Source organism: Amycolatopsis orientalis DSM 40040 = KCTC 9412, from assembly GCF_000478275.1.
Taxonomy (GTDB): Bacteria; Actinomycetota; Actinomycetes; order Mycobacteriales; family Pseudonocardiaceae; genus Amycolatopsis; species Amycolatopsis orientalis.
Genome location: NZ_ASJB01000053.1, coordinates 1 through 19,224, shown reverse-complemented (window position 1 = coordinate 19,224; position 19,224 = coordinate 1). Strand labels below are relative to the sequence as shown.

At 68.9% G+C, this 19,224-nt stretch carries 20 protein-coding genes; 7 read left to right on the top strand and 13 right to left on the bottom strand.

Translation table 11 applies throughout. The features are described 5' to 3' along the window. Positions 1 to 59: 59 nt before the first annotated feature. Positions 60 to 905, top strand: a complete 846-nt coding sequence (locus L324_RS17540) for a helix-turn-helix domain-containing GNAT family N-acetyltransferase (protein WP_037309134.1) — start codon at positions 60 to 62, stop codon at positions 903 to 905. Between the two features lie 32 nt (positions 906 to 937). On the opposite strand, the gene L324_RS43890 is transcribed toward L324_RS17540, so the two are convergent. After that, complete coding sequence (locus tag L324_RS43890; RefSeq protein ID WP_268871922.1) at positions 938 to 1,060, bottom strand: hypothetical protein; 123 nt, start codon at positions 1,058 to 1,060, stop codon at positions 938 to 940. Positions 1,061 to 1,234: 174 nt separating this feature from the next. After that, positions 1,235 to 1,987 carry an ABC transporter permease gene (locus tag L324_RS17535; RefSeq protein WP_235783558.1) on the bottom strand — a complete coding sequence of 251 codons (753 nt, stop codon included), beginning with the start codon at positions 1,985 to 1,987 and terminating at the stop codon, positions 1,235 to 1,237. A gap of 129 nt (positions 1,988 to 2,116) precedes the next feature. Here L324_RS17535 and L324_RS17530 point away from each other — a divergent pair, with 129 nt between their 5' ends. Continuing rightward, positions 2,117 to 2,590 carry a MarR family winged helix-turn-helix transcriptional regulator gene (locus tag L324_RS17530; RefSeq protein WP_037309130.1) on the top strand — a complete coding sequence of 158 codons (474 nt, stop codon included), beginning with the start codon at positions 2,117 to 2,119 and terminating at the stop codon, positions 2,588 to 2,590. Between the two features lie 52 nt (positions 2,591 to 2,642). Here the strand turns inward: L324_RS17530 and L324_RS17525 are convergent, their stop codons facing one another. The 8 genes from L324_RS17525 to L324_RS17490 form a co-directional block, all read right to left on the bottom strand. After that, positions 2,643 to 3,098 carry a DUF2243 domain-containing protein gene (locus L324_RS17525; protein WP_037309127.1) on the bottom strand — a complete coding sequence of 152 codons (456 nt, stop codon included), beginning with the start codon at positions 3,096 to 3,098 and terminating at the stop codon, positions 2,643 to 2,645. A 126-nt stretch (positions 3,099 to 3,224) separates the two neighbouring features. After that, positions 3,225 to 4,775, bottom strand: coding sequence for an FAD-dependent oxidoreductase (locus tag L324_RS17520; protein ID WP_037309124.1), 1,551 nt, complete (start codon positions 4,773 to 4,775; stop codon positions 3,225 to 3,227). Next, positions 4,772 to 5,503: a class I SAM-dependent methyltransferase gene (locus L324_RS17515; RefSeq protein WP_037309121.1), complete on the bottom strand. Its 732-nt coding sequence runs from the start codon at positions 5,501 to 5,503 to the stop codon at positions 4,772 to 4,774. The genes L324_RS17520 and L324_RS17515 overlap by 4 nt, the downstream gene beginning before the upstream one ends. After that, positions 5,500 to 5,817 carry a lycopene cyclase domain-containing protein gene (locus L324_RS17510; RefSeq protein ID WP_081736378.1) on the bottom strand — a complete coding sequence of 106 codons (318 nt, stop codon included), beginning with the start codon at positions 5,815 to 5,817 and terminating at the stop codon, positions 5,500 to 5,502. Before L324_RS17510 ends, L324_RS17515 begins: the two co-directional genes overlap by 4 nt. After that, positions 5,817 to 6,161 carry a lycopene cyclase domain-containing protein gene (locus L324_RS17505; protein WP_037309116.1) on the bottom strand — a complete coding sequence of 115 codons (345 nt, stop codon included), beginning with the start codon at positions 6,159 to 6,161 and terminating at the stop codon, positions 5,817 to 5,819. The genes L324_RS17510 and L324_RS17505 overlap by 1 nt, the downstream gene beginning before the upstream one ends. Then, on the bottom strand, positions 6,162 to 7,124 hold the full coding sequence (locus tag L324_RS17500) for a phytoene/squalene synthase family protein (RefSeq protein WP_037309113.1): 963 nt from the start codon (positions 7,122 to 7,124) through the stop codon (positions 6,162 to 6,164). Continuing rightward, on the bottom strand, positions 7,121 to 8,638 hold the full coding sequence (crtI, locus tag L324_RS17495; protein ID WP_037309110.1) for a phytoene desaturase family protein: 1,518 nt from the start codon (positions 8,636 to 8,638) through the stop codon (positions 7,121 to 7,123). The genes L324_RS17500 and crtI overlap by 4 nt, the downstream gene beginning before the upstream one ends. Then, the gene (locus L324_RS17490; RefSeq protein ID WP_037309107.1) at positions 8,635 to 9,735 is read right to left on the bottom strand and encodes a polyprenyl synthetase family protein; all 1,101 of its coding nucleotides are present in this window, start codon (positions 9,733 to 9,735) and stop codon (positions 8,635 to 8,637) included. Before L324_RS17490 ends, crtI begins: the two co-directional genes overlap by 4 nt. A 419-nt stretch (positions 9,736 to 10,154) precedes the next feature. Here L324_RS17490 and L324_RS17485 point away from each other — a divergent pair, with 419 nt between their 5' ends. The 4 genes from L324_RS17485 (at position 10,155) to L324_RS17470 (ending at position 13,020) form a co-directional block, all read left to right on the top strand. Beyond that, entirely contained in the window at positions 10,155 to 11,045 is an 891-nt protein-coding gene (locus L324_RS17485; RefSeq protein ID WP_037309104.1) for a MerR family transcriptional regulator, read from the top strand. Between the two features lie 92 nt (positions 11,046 to 11,137). Continuing rightward, positions 11,138 to 12,151, top strand: a complete 1,014-nt coding sequence (locus tag L324_RS17480; RefSeq protein ID WP_081736377.1) for a Rieske (2Fe-2S) protein — start codon at positions 11,138 to 11,140, stop codon at positions 12,149 to 12,151. Between the two features lie 43 nt (positions 12,152 to 12,194). Then, positions 12,195 to 12,419, top strand: a complete 225-nt coding sequence (locus L324_RS17475) for a DUF6480 family protein (protein ID WP_037309098.1) — start codon at positions 12,195 to 12,197, stop codon at positions 12,417 to 12,419. 127 nt (positions 12,420 to 12,546) lie between these two features. Further along, entirely contained in the window at positions 12,547 to 13,020 is a 474-nt protein-coding gene (locus tag L324_RS17470) for an SRPBCC family protein (protein WP_037309096.1), read from the top strand. A gap of 55 nt (positions 13,021 to 13,075) precedes the next feature. Here the strand turns inward: L324_RS17470 and L324_RS17465 are convergent, their stop codons facing one another. The 3 genes from L324_RS17465 to L324_RS17455 form a co-directional block, all read right to left on the bottom strand. Beyond that, on the bottom strand, positions 13,076 to 13,891 hold the full coding sequence (locus L324_RS17465; protein ID WP_037309093.1) for a serine hydrolase: 816 nt from the start codon (positions 13,889 to 13,891) through the stop codon (positions 13,076 to 13,078). Between the two features lie 146 nt (positions 13,892 to 14,037). Further along, positions 14,038 to 14,610, bottom strand: coding sequence for a dienelactone hydrolase family protein (locus L324_RS17460; RefSeq protein ID WP_037309091.1), 573 nt, complete (start codon positions 14,608 to 14,610; stop codon positions 14,038 to 14,040). A gap of 184 nt (positions 14,611 to 14,794) precedes the next feature. Continuing rightward, positions 14,795 to 15,193, bottom strand: coding sequence for a hypothetical protein (locus tag L324_RS17455; protein ID WP_037309088.1), 399 nt, complete (start codon positions 15,191 to 15,193; stop codon positions 14,795 to 14,797). A 654-nt stretch (positions 15,194 to 15,847) separates the two neighbouring features. Between L324_RS17455 and L324_RS17450 the strand changes: the two genes are divergently transcribed. Next, the gene (locus L324_RS17450; RefSeq protein ID WP_235783557.1) at positions 15,848 to 19,162 is read left to right on the top strand and encodes a fibronectin type III domain-containing protein; all 3,315 of its coding nucleotides are present in this window, start codon (positions 15,848 to 15,850) and stop codon (positions 19,160 to 19,162) included. Positions 19,163 to 19,224 lie beyond the last annotated feature (62 nt).

The window sequence follows — 19,224 nt, the reverse complement described above, 5'->3', positions numbered from 1 at the left end:
GGGACTGTATCGACCAGAATCGATTGACGCAACCATCGATCCTGGTCGATACTGACGGCATGACGACGGTTGTGCCCGTTCCCCTCGCCGGTCTCCTGCCCGAGCGCGAAGCCGCGACGTACGCGGGCTGGTTCGCCTGCCTCGCCGAACCGATGCGGGTCAAACTCCTGCACGCCGTCGCGACCGCATCTCGCGGCCTGACCGTCGGCGCGCTGACCGAGATCCTCGGGACCAGCCAGTCCACCTGCTCCCATCACGTACGGAAGCTGGCCGAGGTGGGATTCCTGCACCTGCGCAAAGAGGGCACGGCCACCGTCGTGACGATCAACCAGGCCTGCTGCAGCGGGCTTCCCCACGCCGCCGACGCGGTGATGGGCCTGCTCGCGCCGCGTCCGTGCTGCCCGGACAACCTGCCCGAAGACGTCACCGTCCGTGCACTGGCCGAAGAGGACTGGAGCGCGGTGCGCCGGATCTACGGCGAAGGCGTCGCCACGGGACTGACGACGTTCGAAATCGAAGTCCCGACTCGTAAAGCGCTCGACGGGAACTGGCTTTCCGGGCATCGCTGGGTCGCTGAGATCGACGGCGAGGTCGTCGGGTGGACGGCGGCCACGCCCATGTCGGCGCGTGAGCACCAGCAAGGGGTCGCCGAGACGTCGGTCTGCGTCGCGGAAAGCCACCGTGGCCGCGGAGTGGGGAAAGCCTTGCTGTTCAAGCAGGTCACCGAAGCCGACGCCGCCGGGATCTGGACCCTCCAGACGTCGATCCTCACCGACAACCGCGCCGGCATCGCCCTGCATCACAGTGCCGGTTACCGCACCGTCGGAATCCGCGAACGCATCGTCCTGCGTGAAGGCACTTGGCACGACACCGTGTTCCTGGAACGCCGCAGCCCGGCCGGCTGACCGTTGGCTCGTTTCCCGGTCACGGGTACCGGCTAAGGGCTGCCGGTGAGTTCGCCGGAAAGCTTCCCGTGCATGCGGGCGCTGTGCCCGTTCAGGCCCACGATCTCCCTGCGGGCCACCTTCGGCGACCGCCACGACGGCCTGGTCAGCCGCATGGGGAGCGAGTCGGCCAGGTGCGTGTCGCCGCCTCAGTGAGGTGAGGCCGGGGTCACGATCATGGACCGATCTTCGGCGTGGCTGGGCGAACCGCGTCCAGCTCAACAGTTACCAAGCATTCGCTTAATACTCGTGGAATTGGGGGCTTGCCCGCTCATCAGGTGGCCGACGGATCAGACGATGGCCCTGCGCTTGAACGACCACAGGCTCGCGGGGAGGAAGATCAGCGCCGCGGCAACGAGCCCGCCGACGCACGTCCAACCCGGCAGATGGGAGATCTCCGGGGTGAGGGCGCCGCGTAGTCCTTCGCTGACGTAGGTCATCGGGTTCAGTGAGCACAGTGCCCGGAACCACGGGACCGCGGTGAGTTCCGGGAACGGGAACTGGGCGGAGCCGGTGAAGAGCAACGGGGGCATCACCAAGGAGAAGGTGATCCCGATGCGGGCCGGGGACACGAGCGAGCCGATCGTCACCCCGACGGCGCCACCGGTCAGCGCGCCGGCCACGGTGAAGAACAAGGCCGGTGGAAGGCCGGACAGGGGCCAGTCGAGACCGCCGAGCAGGAGGGCGCCGAGCGGTGCCATCAGGACCGCCGTGATGATCCCGCGCGCGGACGCCGCGACTATGCGTTCGGCGACGATCCAGGGGAGGGTCACCGGCGCGCGGAGCCGGTTCTCGATGGTGCGGGTGGTGAATTCCATGGCGAGCGGGAACGAGGCGTTCTGCGTCGCCGCGAAGAAGGCGTTCAGCGCGATGAGCCCGGGCAGGAGCAGTCGCGGGTAGCCGGGTGGCGTGTAACCCAGTGCGCCGAGGACCTTGCCGAACACGAGAAGCATGAGCAAGGGCTGCATCAGGACCTGGGCCATGACACCCGGGAGCTGTTTCCGGGTGATGAGCAGATCGCGTTCCAGGAGGCCGCGGAACACTCGCCAGGGAGGAGGTCGTTGAATCTTGGCAGCTGTCGTCTTGAATGACATATAGTAAGCATATGCTTGGTATAGGCCGGAGGCTGATCGACTACGGAGTTCGGCGATCCGCGGTGTCGGTGGGCTTCGATGACTGAGTCGGCGCAGGTGGCGGGGTCGGTGCGCTGGGCGGTGTCCCGGCTCGCGTCCAGATTGCGGGCCCAGCAGTCGGGTGACGTCGGGGCCCTGACCAGGGTGGGTGCGTCGGTGCTGGCGAACCTCCGGCACAGCGGACCCCTGACGGTCTCGGCGTTGGCGGCGATCGAGGGTCTGCAGCCGCAGTCGCTGACGCGCGTGCTCAACTCGCTGGAAGAAGACGGCCGCGTCGTTCGCCGCCCGGACGAGCATGACCGCCGCGCGCAGCGGGTCGCGATCACCGAACAAGGACGAGACGCGCTGCACGAACACGTGCGAGAGGGAAACCGGTGGCTCGCCGAAGCTCTCGAATCGAGGTTGACACCCGCTGAACGGGAGATCGTCCTGGTCGCCGCCGGGCTCATGCTCAAGGTGGCCGAACACGGCGGAAAGGACAAGCCCACCCTGGGCGCGCCCCCGCCCCTGTAGCCGCGGGTCGGTCGGGAACCGCTCGCCCGGCTTGGCACGGGTGTGAGTCGGCTCAGCCGGTCGTCCGGCGCGAAGCGGGACGAGCCGATCGTGAGAGCAGCACGCCGATCACCACCAGCAAGGCTCCCAGCAGCAGGAAACCCAGGTCGTACGCCAGTTGGCCGGGGCCGGGGCGGACGTGGTGCACGCCGAGCAGCAGATGGTCGACGGTGCCCTCGACGAGGTTGAACACGCCCCAGCCTGCCGCCATCCCGCCCCAGAGCACCCGGGAAGCCAGACGCTCTCCCCGGTTCAGCAGCACGACACCGGTGACCACGAAGATCAGGCACAGCAGGTGGAACAGCCCGTCACCGACCATGTTGAGGTGCAGGTCCTCCGGGGTGACGGGGGGATACCAGCTCGACAGCATGTGATGCCAGCCCAGGATCTGATGGGCGAAGATGCCGTCGACGAACCCGCCGAAACCCAGTCCCAGGAGTACCGCTGCCCGATCCACGACACTGCGCATGTCCGGATGGGTAACCCCGAGGGGAGTCCCCAAACGCCCGTTGACCGACGGGGCTGAAGGGCGCTTTCCCCGCATCCGATGCGAGGAAAGCGCCCTTCACCGCGTGTAATGCGGTGAAGGGCCCCTTCAGCCCGGCGCGGGACGTGGCCGGTTTGAAGCGGCGAGCCGGTTCAGCAGGCCGATCCTGCCCTTGTTGGGTACCGAACGCAGCGGATGGCCTTCGAGCCCCCAGCGCCGCAGGAGGACGTTGGCCGCCGCCCAGCCCGTGGCGGCCGCGCGTTCCATGAGGGCCACGGGCAGATCGATCCGGATGCCGTCGCCCGCGAGTGCCAACGCCGCGTCCGGGGTCTCGACGGTGGGACGTCGGGCGAAGTCGCCGACGCCGAACAGCGGGCAATCCTCGCGCCACAGCGTGGTCTTCCCGACGACGTGCGCGTTCCGGGTTTCCGGGTAAAGCTCGTGAAGCCGGGCATCGACGGCTTTGGCCAGGCCGTCGCTGTCGTCCCTCGTGGCCGCGTAGGCGTGCAGTTCGACGACTGACCCGCCGGTGCGCGCGGCCCAGCGACGGGCCTCTCCCTCGTACCGGTCGAGCAGGCTGATGTTGTCGAGTGGCGGCACACTTCCGGTGCCGAGAAAGGGCGGCCGCGCGGCGTCCACCGGCCGGTCGAGCCACAGCCTGCGTACCAGGAACGGTGGTGCGGTGCGCAAGGCGGCGATGTCGCCGCGCCACGCGGCCGATCCGACACTCGGTGACGCGGCGACGATCTCGCGCAGCCCGGCCACGTCACAGGCGAGTACCGCGGCGTCGAAGTGCTCTGTCCCGTCACCGGTCTCGACGGCGAAGCCGCCGGGCTCGCGGTGAAGAGCGGTGACGGCCACGCCGGCGCGGATGTCGGTCCGCCGGGCGACGAGGTAGCCGGTGAGGGGATCCCACAGCGCCTGCGGGAACGGGTCGCTCGGCACGTCGAAGACGAGTCCTTCACTGGAGCCCAGGAAGTACAGGTGGAACATGGTCGCCAGTTCCGCCGCGGACAGGTCGCGCGGGTCCGCGAAGAAACTGCGGGAGAAGACCTCGAAGGCGAGGTGCCGAGCGGCCGGGGGGAAGTTGATCGCTTCGAGGAACGACGCCGCGTCGACCCCGTCGAGCCGTTCGTAGGTTTCCGGCACGCTCACCGTGGCCAGCGGCAGGGCTTCACGACCCTTGAGCCGCAGGAGATCCCGTGGGGTGAAGGTGGGGCTTCGCCAAGCGAAGGCGACGGCGTTCCATGGCGGCGTGCGGGGCAACCCGGCAAAGGTGTCCGTCCGCCCCTGTGCGTCGAGCAGGGGGTAGTCGGAGAGCGGCGCCAGTCGTTCGAGGCGCGGGTCGGTTCGCTTGAGCAGGGCGCGAAGGTTGTAGTACTGGCGGAAAAAGGCGTGGAAGCCCCGGCTCATGGTCACCGCGGTGCCGTCGGGCAGCCGTTCGGGCCAGCCGCCGACCCGGCCACCCAGGTGGTCTTCCCGCTCGAAGACGGTGACGTCGACGCCGCGTTCGGCCAGCGCGGTCGCGGCGGTCAGGCCGGCTATCCCTCCACCCACGACGGCCGCGGTGGGACGACGTCCCAGCATGCCCGCGTCGGAGAGGCCGGGCGCTCCCGGCCTCGTGACGGCTCGACGGTCGCGTCCCAGGGGTGGATTCATGACGTCTCCGGCGGATTCGTCCCGAGCACGGTGTGGACGATGTCCCGCTGCCAGCCGGCAACCGTCCCGGTGCGGACGTCGGTGAATCCGGCGTCGTGGAGGCGCTGGGTGAGTGCCCCGAGCCCGTCGAATCCGAGGACGCTGCGGCGCAGGTGACGATAGAGCGTCGCGTCGCCGGTGGTGAGCCTGCCGAGCGGGATGATCACGCCCGCGCATACGGCGTTCCAGGTCCACCGTGCGCGGCGGGAGTCCTGGACGGAGTACTCGTGAACGGCGATTCGTCCTCCTGGACGCAGAAGGCGCCGGAGGCGGCGCAGTTGCCCGGTGGGATCGGCGAGATTGCGGAGCAGGTACGAGGCGAAGACGGCGTCGAACGGTCCCTCCACATCGGACAGTTCCTCGACGGGGGTGTGCACGAATCCGACCGTCGCGGGCCATGTTTTGGCGCGGGCCCGGGCCAGCATCTCCCCGGACGCGTCGAAAGCCGTGATCCGGGCGCCGGGCGCGACCGAGAGCAGGGCCGCGGTGGAGGCGCCTGTCCCGCACCCTGCGTCCAGCAGCCGCAAGCCGCGCGTGTCCGCGGGAAGGCCGAGACGGCGGGCGGAGAGCCGCAAATGTTCGTGGTAGCCGGGATTGGCGCCGACCAGGCGGTCGTACCAGCGTGCTTCGGTGTCGAAGGCCGAAGGCACGTCCGCGCGCGGAAGTCCGTCCCGTTCCAGACCGTTCATTGAGCCTCCTCGCCGAGCCGGGCACGTTCCCACAGGAGCAGGACCGCGGTCACCAGCGCGAAACCGAACAGGAAGTCCTCGACCGGGATGTGCCAGGGAAACCTCCAGCCGGTGATGTGCTCCGGCGCGTACAGGACGATCGGGGCGGACAGCTTGGTCAGCCAGCCGTCGACCGGGATCTGGAAGCCGGTGACGACGGCCATCGTGAGCCAGTAGGCGGGTTTGCGGAACAAGCCCGTCTTCAGGACGGCCAGCTCCAGGAACACGACCACGATCACCGCGGTGACGGCCGGAACGGTGTAACCCCAGGGCATCAACGGCGGACCGCCTGCCGGTCTTCGCGTCGCCGGACCGCGGTGAGCGTCAGCTGGACCATCTCGTAGGTCAGTACCCCGCACACCGGGATGACCACGAAGAAGAGGACCTCCTCCAGCGGGACGCCGAACGGGGCGCGGACACCGGTGACGAACTCCGGCGCGTAATGCCAGACGCCACCGGCGATCGCCAGTACGTCCCAGACGAGGAAGACGACCGCCACCGGAAGGAGCGCGCCGGCGAGGCGTTTCGGTCGCCGGTAGACGCGGGCGCCCGCGATCTCCAGCGGCAGCGTGATCAGGACGCACGCCGCCAGCACGATCAAGTACTCCGCCTTGCCCATTCAGCCCACCGCCGCCGGGGGAGCGGGCGCGGGGTGCCGCCTGCGTGCCCACTGCGCACGCGCCAGCGCGCCGCACGCGACCGCGAGCCTGCGGCCTTTGGACACCGTCGCCCGGCCGGCGAAGACGTCATGATCCGCGCTCTCGATCCGCTCGAGGATCCGCCCGTACAGTGCCGCGGCGGTGGCCACGCAGGGCCGCGAGACGGGATGCAGCATCGCGATTCCCGGCCGTGCCTCGGCGTAGACGCGCCGCGTCCGGGCGATCTGGTCCTGGATCGCGGATCGCACGGCCGAGTCGGCGCGACCACGCCCGGCGCACCACGACAGCCGTTCCCGGTCGACGCGATGTTCCTTGAGTTCGTCGGCGGGCAGGTAGACGCGTCCCCGGCCGAGATCCTCGGCGACGTCACGGAGGAAGTTCGTCAGCTGGAACGCCTTGCCCAACGCCGCGGCCCGCGGCGCGGCCTCTTCACGGCGCGATACGACGCCGAGCACGGGAAGCACCTGAAGGCCGATCACCTCCGCCGACCCGTGCACGTAGACATCGAGGTCCTCGCGGGTCGCGTAGTCGGTCACGCTCAGATCCATCCGCATGGAGGTGAAGAACGCGCGGAAGAGCTTCTCCTCCAGTTCGAACCGGGTGGCGGTGTCGATCACCGCGGTCAGCAACGGGTCCTCGCTCGCTCCCCGCGAGAGGTCCCGCAGAAACCGATCCTCCACAGAGGACAGACGGGCGGCGAGGGACTGTGGCGTGGCACCGGGTTCCGGTTCGTCGACGATGTCGTCGAGCCACCGGGCGAAACCGTAGAGCGCGTGGATCGCCGGACGCTGGGGTGGCGTCAGCATCCGGGTCGCCAGGAAATACGTGCGGCCGTGCCGGGCGTTCACCTCACGGCACCAGGTGTAGGCGGAGCGCAGCCCGGGATCGTGGATGCCGGCGGCGTCCAGTTCGCGACGGGTCATCGGGCCTCCTCTCTCGCGAGATCGAGAATCCGTGGACGTCGTTTCGGCACACCGGTTATCCGGTCGGCGGCGAGCCGTCCCGAGATCAGCACCGTCGGCACGCCGACGCCCGGCACCGTGGCGCCACCGGCCAGGATGACGTTGTCGGTGCCACGGGGGAAGTTCCTGGGCCTGAACGGTCCTGTCTGGGCGAAGGAATGCGCGTAACTGAAGGGGGTGCCGGCGACGTGCCCCCGATCGGCCCAGTCGGCGGGGCTGATGACCTCGGTGAACTCGGGTTCGAAACCCGGAAGCAGCCGTTCGCGGGCCACCGCGAGGATCTCTTCCGCATACGGGCCCGCTTCGCTGCGCCAGTCGATCGGGCCACGGTCGAGATTCGGTACCGGGGCGAGGATCGAGTAGAGCTGACGGCCCGACGGGGCGAGTCCCGGATCGGTCGCGGTCGGCCGGGTGATCAGCAACGAGGGATCGGTCATCCGGCGTCCGGCGGTGATGAGCTCGTCGAACGTGGAGCGCCATCCGCGCCCGAAGGAAATGGTGTGGTGCGCGATCCCGGAGCCGTCACCGGGGCCGCCGGCGTGCACGACGAGGGCCGACGGCGCCGGACGCAACGGAACCGGCCGTCGAGGCACCCGGCCCAGCAGCCGGTGGCTCTCCGGCAACTCGGTCGTGAGCACGACGGCGTCACACGGATGACGATCGCCACCCGCCGTGCGTACGGCGGTGATCCGGTCACCTGTCCGTTCGAGTGCCTGCACGGCGTCGCCGTAGTGGAAGGCGATCCCGTTCGCCGCGGCGACCCGTGCCAGCGCCCGGGGGAGCGCGGCCACCCCTCCGGGCGGGAAGTACACCCCGCCCACGGTGTCCATATAGGAGATGACCGCGTAGAGGGCCAACGCCCGCATCGGCGATTCACCGGCGTAGAGCGCCTGGAAGGTGAAGACCCGTTTCAGGCGCTCATCGGAGAGGAACGTGCCGATCTTCGCGTCCAGCCGCCGGAATCCGCCCAGCGCCACCAGCCGGGCCAGGTCGGGATGGACCATGCCCAACGGGGAATCGATGTTCGCGTCGATGAACCGGGCGAATTCGACGTGGTGGAGCCGGGTCAGCCAGTCGCGGAGGCGGACGTATCCCGCCGCCTCGGCGGGACCGGCGAACTCCCGGACCGCGTCCGTCATCGCCGCGGCGTCCGCGTGGACGGGCAGACCGCTGCCGTCCGCGAATCGGGCCACATAGGCCGGATCGAGGCGGGTGAGCGGTAGTTCGTCGGACAGTTCCGCGCCGACAGCGCCGAAGGTGTCCTGCAGGATCGAAGGCATGGTGAGCACGGTGGGTCCGGTGTCGAGCCGGTAACCCTCGCGCTCCATCGACCCCGCCCGGCCGCCGGGACCCGGATCCCGTTCGAGGACGACGACTTCGCGACCACGCCCGGCCAGATGCAAGGCGGCCGAGAGACCGGACAAGCCCGCTCCGACGACGACCACCCGGTCCGTCCGGCCGGTCACCGTCTTCATTGGTCCCGCTCCGTGCACCGGGCGGCGAGAAGGGACAGTGCTTCGGCGGCGTGCTCGGGGAACACCGCCGGATCGAGGACGGCCAGCGCCTTGTCGGTGCGTTCCCGGATGAGCTCGCCGAGGCGATCGCGGGCTCCGGACGCGACGATCAATTCACTCCACCGGGCTACCGCTTCGCCGCCGACGACGGGAAGCCCGAGCAGTTCGTCGAGTTCCGCGCGCTGCCCGCGGCCCGCCATCTCCGCCGCCAGTACCACCACGCTGGACGCCTTCCGTTCACGCAGATCCTGGCCGACGGGTTTCCCGGTGACGGTCGGATCGCCGAAAACACCGAGCAGGTCGTCCCGGAACTGGAACGCCTCACCGATCAGCCCGCCGAACTCGGCCAGCGCGGCCAGCACGTCCGGTCCGCAGCCGGCGAGCGCGGCACCGAACTCCAAGGGCCTGCGAACGGTGTAGTTACCCGACTTCCGGCGAAGGACGTCCAGCAGTTCCTCCCAGCCGGGAAGGGAACGCGCGTCGTTGACCAGGTCGGCGAGCTGCCCGACGGCGAGTTCCGCCCGCATCAGGTCGTACCGTGGCCAGCCCCTGGCCAGCGTTTCCGCGGCCAGGCCGGATTCACGCAACATCCGCTCCGACCAGATCAGGAAGAGATCGCCCGCCAGCGTCGCGGCGGACTCGCCGAATCGGTCAGCGGATCCGGCCCAGCCCTGGTCGGTGTGCCACCGCGCGAAGCGGACGTGCAGGGCGGGACGGCCGCGGCGGGCCGGGGAACCGTCCATGACGTCGTCCTGCGCCAGCGCGAAACAGTGCAACAGCTCCAAACTGGAAGCCGCCCGGAGCGCGGCCTCGGCTTCCGGCTCACCGCAAAGCCAGCCGACATAGGCGAACATCGGCCGAAGACACTTTCCACCGGCGACGAACTCGGGAAGCACGGTTTCCGCGAGTTCCCCTTCACCGTGCCCGGAAAAGTGTTCGATCGCGCGCGCCCTGACGAATTCGAGCGCTTCGGTCCGGCAGCGCTCGCCGAGCATGTCCAGCCACCCCTCCGGCGCCTCGTCCGGCGGCAGCACCTCCGCCGCCATGGTCGACGCCATGCGACTGCCCCTCTCACCGATCGGAGTTTCGATTCACAACCGTTGCACTGCGGGTGTACTCTGTCTACTAGATCCAGCGACGCCGTCGCAACCTGGGAGGCTTCGCTGTCAGCGGCTTGAAAGTGAAGGAGTACCCGCTCTTTCGCGCTTCAAGCGTGGATCGTGTGTGCATCGAAAACGGCTGCCGTCGGATCGAAGGCGCGACCTTCGATCACCCTCCCGGGCCCAGCGTGCTCCCCCACGCGGCCGGGTCCGGAAGCCGGGCGGCGCCCGGCGTCACCGGCCTCCCCCCGGTGACGCCGCGGCGCCGCCGGGCACCTCCCCGCCTCCCGCCGGGCCCTCCAGTGGACGGTGTTCGCGCACTTTGTTTCGTGCCGACTCGTAAACTGGGCCGAACGGGTAGGGAAACGTGGTGTTGGATGGATGTCGGTGAGGTGAGCGGTCGTAGCGGTCCCCGTGCCGGGGGTTCGTGGACTCCGGGCATGGTGGCCGAGACACTGGGTGTCTCGCCGGTCACGCTCCGCACCTGGGCATCCCGTTACGGTGTCGGGCCGTCCTTGCGGGCCGACGGGCGCCATCGTCGCTACTCCGACGAGGATGTCCGCAGGCTGCAGTACATGCAGCGACTCATCCAGCGTGGTATCCGTGCCCGCGAGGCGGCGGCGGCCGCCTTCGCCGACGTCGAAGACGTGGTTCCCGAAGTCTCGCTCGAGCGCCGCATAGACGAGCTGGAACAGGCCGCGGAAGAGCTGGGATTCGCGTCCATCGCGGCGCTGCTCGACGAGACGCTTGACGCGCTGGGCGCGGCGAGCACGTGGACCGACGTGCTGTTGCCGATCCTGCGCGCGCTCGGCGGCCGCTGGCTGCGGGGTGACGTCTGCTTCGAATCGGAGTGGGCGCTCACCACCGAGGTCTCGCTCGCTCTCCAGCGATACGTCGCCAGATTCGCGAAGGTGCCGCCGGAGCGGGCGGTGCTCATCGCCTGCTGCCCGGACGAACGGCACAGTCTGCCGGTCGAAGTCCTGCGCGCTTCGATGATCGAGGTGGGTATCCCCGCGATCTACCTCGGCCAGATGGTGCCGGGGGAGACCATGGCCGGGATGGCGTCCAAATTGGACCCGCTGCTCGTCGTGCTGTGGTCGATGTCCGCGAACACCGTCGACGACGTGCTGTGCCAGCGGTTGCAGCGCCTCGGTTTCGAGGTCGCCGTCGCGGGCCCCGGCTGGGAAGGACTCAATGTCCGCGGAGCGCCTTGGGTCAACGACCTGGCCGGTGCGCTGGACCTCGCCGCCGGGCGGCTGAAGTCCTGACTCGACCGGCGAACCGTTGCGGAACCGCTCCAGGTGTCACAGGATGAACCACGGAGAAGCTCATCCCGACGACGTCGATCAGGAGTGTTCCCGTGGACTTCAGGCGGCAGGTGGTCGAGCGTTGGCCTGCCAGGTGGCCGGTGCAGCCGTTTCGCGAACCGGCTTGGGCGCGGCAGGAGCCGACTTACCGCGAGTGCAGCCCCGCGCTCATCGAGGCCGCGGTCAAACGCGCGGACGCCCGCCCCGCGGGCAACTGGTTCGTCGCCGGGGCCAGCCGGGACATCCGCCGCGACAAACCGTTCGGCCTCCGGGTGGGCGGCCGGGAACTCGTCGCCTGGCGTGGTGCCGACAACGAGCTCGTCATCGGCCCGGGAGCCTGCCCGCACCTCGGTGCTCCCCTCGACGAAGCACGTGTCCACTGTGGAGAGCTGGTTTGCCGTTGGCACGGAATGAGAATCGGGCCTGAACGACCGGGCTGGTCGGCCTTGCCGTGCTACGACGACGGTGTGCTCGTCTGGGTCCGCCTCGACCGCTTCGGCGGGGAACGCCCCACTGACCGGCCCGTCGTGCCGCCTCGCCCCAGCGGTGGCGTCGCCATCGACGCGGTCGCCACCCTGACCGGTACCTGCGAGCCGGAGGACGTCGTCGCCAACCGGCTCGATCCATGGCACGGCGCCTGGTTCCATCCGTATTCGTTCACCCGCCTGCGGGTGGTGTCGGCCCCGCGGGGAACCGACGTCGCCGACGCCGACGACCGGTTCGTCGTCGAAGTGACCTTCCGGCTCGCCGGCAAACTGGGCGTCCCGGTGATCGCCGAGTTCACCTGCCCGGAACCGCGCACCGTGCTGATGACCATCATCGAGGGCGAAGGGGCGGGCAGCGTCGTGGAAACCCATGCCACGCCGCTCGGCGAAGGCCCCGACGGCCGTCCCCGGACCAGCGTCATCGAGGCGACGATCGCCACCTCCGACCGGCCGGGTTTCGGCAGGGCCGCGCGGATCGCGCCGCTGCTGCGGCCGCTCATGCGCCGCGCTTCGGCCCGGCTCTGGCGGGACGACCTCGCCTACGCCGAGCGGCGTTACGCGTTGCGGACCGGGCACCGCTGAGCTCGTTCTGCCTGCCGGCGGCGCTCCTGTCACCCTGGATGTCATGAGCAGCGCACCAGGACCGGAACCGGAAGACGTCCCTGGCTTGGAGACGGGCGGATCCGTGCCGCCAGGCGACACACCGCCCGACGCCGGGCAGACCTCGGGGCTGTCACATCCGCAGCCGATTCCCTCGCGGGGGCCGTCGATCATCACCCTCATCGCGATCGGCATCCTCGTCGTGGGCGTCGCCGGCTTCTTCATCCTGCGTGCTCTCGATCTTCTCTGAAGAGGTCGCCAGTCCCGAAGATATGCATCGATAGCGGATCGGTTTGCCGGGCCGGATGGGCGGGTAGCCGAAGGGCGTCCGCGCACCGCAGGTGCGGCGACCAGTCTCTTTTCAAGGAGCTATCGAGATGAGCACGATCACCAAATCGGTCGACGTCGAAGCCGATGTGCCTTCGGTCTACAACCAGTGGACCCAGTTCTCCGAATTCCCCCGGTTCATGGAAGGCGTGGACTCGATCGAGCAGGTCGACGACACCCACACCCGCTGGAAGACGACTATCGGCGGGGTGACCCGCGAATTCGACGCGACGATCACCGAGCAGCACCCCGACGAACGTGTCGCGTGGCAGTCCGAGTCGGGGCCGAAGCACGCTGGAGTCGTGACTGTGCACCGTATCGACGACGCGCACACCCGGGTCACGGTCCAGATGGACATCGACCCCGAAGGCTTCGTCGAGAACGTGGCCGACAAGCTCGGCATTCTCGACCGTCGTGTCCAGGGTGACCTGGACCGGTTCAAGGTCTTCGTGGAGAACCGTGACGGTCAGGAGACCGGTGCCTGGCGCGGTGACGTCGAACGCTCGCCGCAGCGGCCGAACTGAGCGAGTGGCGGCGTCGGGCCCGATGGGGATCCATCGGGCCCGACGCGCGGCACGGTCAGCCCTTGAAGTAGCCCTTGAACAGGATTTCGCTGATCTTCGTGGTGGTCTCCTGACCGGTTTCGAAGCCGTTCTGGATGACCTTGGTGTTGTTCATCAACGCGAGGGTGAATCGCTCGTGCGGCCCGACGAAGCCGACCGAGTTCATGATCCAGGAGCCGTCGTCGTTGTCGTCGGACCAGCCGTCCTTGTTGCCGGGGCGTGCGGCGGACCCGGCGCCCCAGACGCCCCACTGCTGGTTGACGTCGACGTTGCGCATCTCGTGGACGATGTAGTCGCGGTGCTGACGGGGCAGCTTGGTCAGGACGTAGTTGATCAGCCGGTCCAGGTCGTTCGCGGTGGTCAGGATCCAGCCCCAGTGGTGCGGGTGCTGGTCGGTGAACCGCATGTCGGTCATCCCGTAGGACGGGAAACGCTTGGCGAACTCGGCTTCCCCGCCGTACCGGGTCCACAGGGTGTGGGCGGCGGCGTCGTCGCTGGAGTTGAGCATGCGGTGCATCAGGTCCCGGTCTTCGGCGGTCAGCTTGACCGCACCGGAGTCATTGCGCAGCAACAGGTCGACGACCATGGCCAGCTTCGGGGTGGAACAGGCCCAGATGAGGGTCCCGGCGGCCGCGCTCCGGTAGACGGCACCGGTCCACCGGTCCCGCAGGACGATCCCGGTCTCCCCGGGCCTGCTGTCGGCGTAGGCCTGGGCCTGCGCGATACGTGCCGTGAGTTCCCGGTCGAACCGGGTCGTCGCACCGGCGGGCGCGGCAGGCGCCAACGCGAGCACCGCCAGTATCGCGGTCAGGATGGCGGACAGTCTCTTCATGTGTTCCCCAGTTCCGCTATTGGAGCTTCCTGAGCTTCAAGGCGTTCGCCGGTGCCGGAGGTTGCCACATCCCGGCCAACAGTGACGACGGTCACATTCCGGTGGATCAGTGGGCAGCGACTGTCCACTATGGACACGACCGCGTGTCATCGCTGAAGGAACTCCAGTGTGCGTTCGAGCAACAGTGCGCTCGCGGCCGCGTCGTAGGAAGCGAGTGTGCGGTCGGCGAAGTAGTGCTGGTCGCCCGGGTAGAGGAACAACTCGGCCTGCCCGGTGGCGGCGACGAGCGCGCGTGCCGCGTCGAGGTCGCCCTCGCCGGCGAAGAAGGGGTCGGCGTCCATGCCATGGACCTGGACCGGCACACCTTCCGGCCAAGTCGGGCTGAACTCCGAGACCGGCACGCACGCGTAGTAGAGCAGCGCTCCGCGCGCGCCGGGCCGGGTCTGGGCGAGCTTCTGCGCCGGGAGCGCGCCCACCGAGAATCCGGCGTAAACCAGGTCCGAAGGCAGGTTCTCCACGGCCAGGGAACCGCGTTCGAGCACCGCACCGAAACCGATCTGTTCGAGGTGGGCGATGCCCTTCTCCAAGGTGTCGAACACGTGGCCCTCGAACAGATCGGGCGTCCACACGTCGTGCCCGGCACGGCGCAGCTCGTCGGCGAAACCCGTGATCCCCGGCGTGAGCCCCAGGGCGTGATGGAACAGAACGACCTCGGACATACCGTCCTCCTTGAGGCTCGACGCGAACGGACCATGACGTTAGCGGTGTCCGGGAACGAGAGCACGGATGGTGGGGCGCTCAGCGGACGCCGACCCGGAGCGCGCCGCGCGGGTTGTCGAGCCGTCGTGAGTGGTAATGACGGTTCTAACCGTCATTACCACTCACGAGACGGGACCGGCTCGCTCACTGGGCCGGATCGCCGGTTCCGGTCGCGGTTTCCTGGTCCTCGGTAAAGGAATGGAAGTCGAATCGGACCGCGCCCGCGTCACCCGCCGAACGAGCGGCGACCGGTTCGATGATCCCGGCCGTACCGGGAACGTCCAGGCGGGCCAGCAGGCGGGCGAGCAGTTCGGGGCCTTCGACGGGCTCGGCGGATGTCTGGATGATCGTGCGGTGCAGGATCCCGATGTCCCAGCCGCTGGTGGTGCCGCTGCCCGCGGGGAGGGAGACGGTGGCATCGAGCAGCCATCGCGGCGCCTTGCCGGGAATCGACGGTGTGGCATGCGCGGTCAGGCCGATGACCTGATCGGCGCGGAGGAGGCCATCGCTGAGAGTCCGTATCCAAACCCTCTCCAACCCCATGAAAGCTCCTTCGGCTCGGTGAAAGGGATCCTGGTCAGTTCCGGGTGAGGTCGTCCAGGTGGTACTTCCGTGCGGCGACGGCGACCGCGGTGACGATGCCCGTGACCAGGGCGCTGAAAACGAGCACAGCTGTCATATCCGGCACTCCAACCTTCGGAGAACGTTCGTGAAAGCCGGCGGTGGTCCGCGGCACCGGGGCCACCGCCGTCAGCACACCGAGGCCAGGCGATTGGCACTCGCGGCCCTAGAGTGCTAATTCTCTCTTAGCACTCCCCGGTAAGGGCGCGCAACCGCCTGGTGGGGGCACGTGGAAGATTTCGCCGGGCCGTCGACTGTTGGCCAGTATCCGTCGAGCGCCGTGCCGGGATCGCGTTCGGGATGTCCCGCGCCTGACAGGTTTGCCGACGAAGAATCGCGTGCCGGTGACAACTGTTTCGAATTGCCGCGGCGGAATTGGACTTTCCCTTGCCTGCTCGGCCCGCGGATGTGTTAATTCCGTGTGGCCTGCCTGTGGCGCCCCTGTATTCCGCCGAGGTGGACCTCGTAAAGGCTTTTTTCTCGTGTCGTTGTTTCAGTGGGTTGTGAGCGATCAGTGGAGAGTGACCTGTGAAGCACAGAAGACGTAATCGAAGACTGGCCGGAGGAGTCGCCGCGGTGACCACGGCCGCCCTGGTGGCGCTGGGTCTCGCCGTCAGTTCGGGCACCAGCGCCGCGGCTCCGGGTGAGCTCACGCAGACCTATTCCTGTCCGTTCCCGTTGATCGGCAATCAAAACGTCTCGGTGACGATCAAGACGACACAGCCGTCGACGATCGAGGCCGGAAAGCTGACTCCCGCCATCGAGATCGCGGCCGTGTCCAATGCGGGGAAAACCGCGACAGACGGTCTGCGTCTCGTCGGCGCGGAAACCATCAAGGGCACCGCGAAAGCGACTTCGACCGTGAAGATGCCCGGTACTCAGGGCGCGTTGACGGTGAAGGTCGACTCCGACGTGCCGAATCAGCCCATTCCCGCGTCGGGCAACGATCTCATCGTCAACGCCAAGGGCAGCGCGCCCGCGTTGCGGTTCGACCAGCCGGGTACCGCGACGCTCGCGGTGAACGGTCTCCAGCTGGTGATGACGCCGCTCAAGGCGGACGGCACCGTGACCGGGCTCGGCACCTTCGTTTCGGACTGCACCCTGGGACAGGGACAGGAAACCGTCCTGCAGACCTATACGGTGACCGGTTCCGCCGTCACCCCGGAAGCCGTTGTCGGCACGGGTAACCACCCGCCGCTGCGCCAGATCTACAGCTGCCCGTTCCCCTTGATCGGCAACCAGGACGTGTCGGTCGACATCAACGCCACGCTGCCGGACACGGTGCCGGTGGGCCAGTTCACGCCCAAGATCGACATCACGGCGGTGTCCAACGCGGGCAAGACGGCCACCGAGGGCCTCCGGCTCGTCGGCGCCGAAACCATCAAGGGGTCGGCGCTGGCCACCTCGCTGGTGTCCAGTCCGCAGGGACATCTCGCGGTGGGCGTGCCGACGGCGATCCCGCAGCAGCCGATTCCGCCGGTGGGCAACGATCTGATCGTCAACGCGGGCGGTGCCGCGCCGTCGTTGCGGTTCGACCAGCCGGGAACGGCGACCCTGTCGGTGCACGACCTGGTGCTGACGATGACGCCGCTGACGGCTTCCGGTGCGGAGACCGGCCTCGGTACCTTCGTCGCGGACTGCACGCCCGCGAACGGGCAGGCCAACGTGCTGCACACGTTCACGATCACGGCCGCGCCCGACACCGTCCCGCCTTCGGCTCCGGGCGCGGCGACAGTCGGTGAGGTCACCCAGAACAGCGTCGCGCTTTCCTGGGGCGCCGCGACCGACAACGTCGCCGTGACCGGTTACGACGTCTACGAAGGCGCCAACCTCGTCAAGTCCGTGACCGGCACCTCGGTCACGGTCGACGGGCTCACGCCGGACAAGGACTACAGCTTCACGGTCAAGGCCAAGGACGCGGCGGGCAACGTCTCCCCGGCCACCGCGCCGGTGACCGCCCACACCACGAAGGCCCCGGACACGCAGGCACCGACGACGCCCGCGAACCCGCGCTCGACCGGTGTCACGCAGACCAGCGTGACGCTGGCGTGGGACGCCTCCAACGACAACGTCGGTGTCACCGGCTACGACGTGCTCCGGGGTACCGAAGTGGTCAAGTCGGTCACGGACACGAGCGCCACGGTCGAGGGCCTGAGCCCGGACACGGAGTACTCGTTCACGGTGGTCGCCAAGGACGCCGCCGGGAACAAGTCGCCCGCCAGTGCCGCGGTGACCGCCCGGACGCAGGCCGGTGCCGACACGCAGGCACCCAGCGTGCCGGGCGGCCTGCACTCGACCGGAGCGGCGGCGACCAGCGTCGGTCTGGCCTGGGACGCCTCGACCGACAACGTGGGCGTGGCCGGTTACGACGTCTACAACGGCAGCACCCTGGTGAAGTCGGTGACGGAACCCAGCGCCACGGTCGACGGGCTGACCGCCGACACCGAGTACAGCTTCACCGTCGTCGCGAAGGACGCGGCCGGCAACAAGTCGGAGCCCAGCGCGGCGGTCACGGTGCGGACGCCGACCGTCCCGGACACCGAGGCGCCCGGCGTCCCGGCCGACCTCGTCGCGGCGGACGTCAGCCAGTCCAGCGTCAAGCTGTCCTGGAAAGCGGCCAGTGACAACGTGGGTGTTGTCGGCTACGACGTCTACAACGGCGCCACCCTGGCGAAGACGGTCACGGAGACCTCCGCGACGGTCGACGGCCTCGCGCCGGACACGGAGTATTCGTTCACGGTGGTCGCCAAGGACGCCGCGGGCAACGCGTCGGCCGCCAGTGCCGCGGCCACCGTCCGGACGCAGGCCGCGCCCGACACGCAGGCTCCCGCCGCACCGGGCAACCCGCGCTCCACCGGGACCACGCAGACCAGCGCGAGCCTCGAATGGACCGCTTCGACGGACAACGTCGGTGTCACCGGGTACGACGTCTACAACGGGGCGAACCTGGCGAAGTCGGTCCCCGGCACCACGGCGACGATCGATGGTCTCGCGGCGGGTACGGAGTATTCGTTCACGGTGGTCGCCAAGGACGCCGCGGGCAACGCGTCGACCCCGAGCGCCGCGGTGACCGTCCGGACGCAGGCCGCGCCCGACACGGTGGCCCCGGGCGTGCCAGGGAACGTGCGTTCCACCGGCACCACCGAAACCACCGTCGTGCTGGCCTGGGACGCCGCGACCGACAACGTCGGTGTCACCGGGTACGACGTCTACAACGGCGCGAACCTGGCGAAGTCGGTCACCGGCACCACGGCGACGGTGGAGGGCCTCACGGCCGACACCGAGTACACCTTCACGGTGGTCGCGAAGGACGCGGCGGGCAACAAGTCGGCTCCCAGCGCGGCGGTGACGGCGAAGACCAAGCCGAAGAGCACGCCCGGTGTGCGGTACAGCTACGACCTGGCAGGCAAGTCGCAGCTGAAGAAGCTCAGCGGTCCGATCGACCTCCGCGGCGGTATCGACGCGGCGATCAATCTGGCGAACGGGACCTTCGACGCCGACCTCACGCTGAACCCGACGAGCGCGAAGTTCACGCTGTGGGGCTTCGTCCCGGTCAACGCGAAGATCGAATTCGCGCCGGCGGGCAAGACCACGGGAACCCTGGCCAACGGGGTGCTCAAGTCGACGTCGGCGGTGACGGTCAAGCTGCCGCGGATCAGTGTCTTCGGCATCCCGGTCTCGTCGAGCCCGACCTGTCAGACGAAGACGCCCGCGCAGATCCCGTTGCAGTCCAAGGCGGGCTTCGACCCGCTGGCGGGTGGCAAGCTCAGCGGTACCTACACCTTGCCGCCGCTGCAGGGCTGTGGATTCCTGAACGAGCTCGTCTCCGCGGTCGCCACCGGCCCGGGCAACACGGTGGAGGTGAACCTCACCCCGCGTCCGGTCAAGTGAAGCGCGTGAAGGCCCCCTTCCCTCGGCTCAGCCGAGGGGGTGGATTCCAGGGGTCGTTGCAA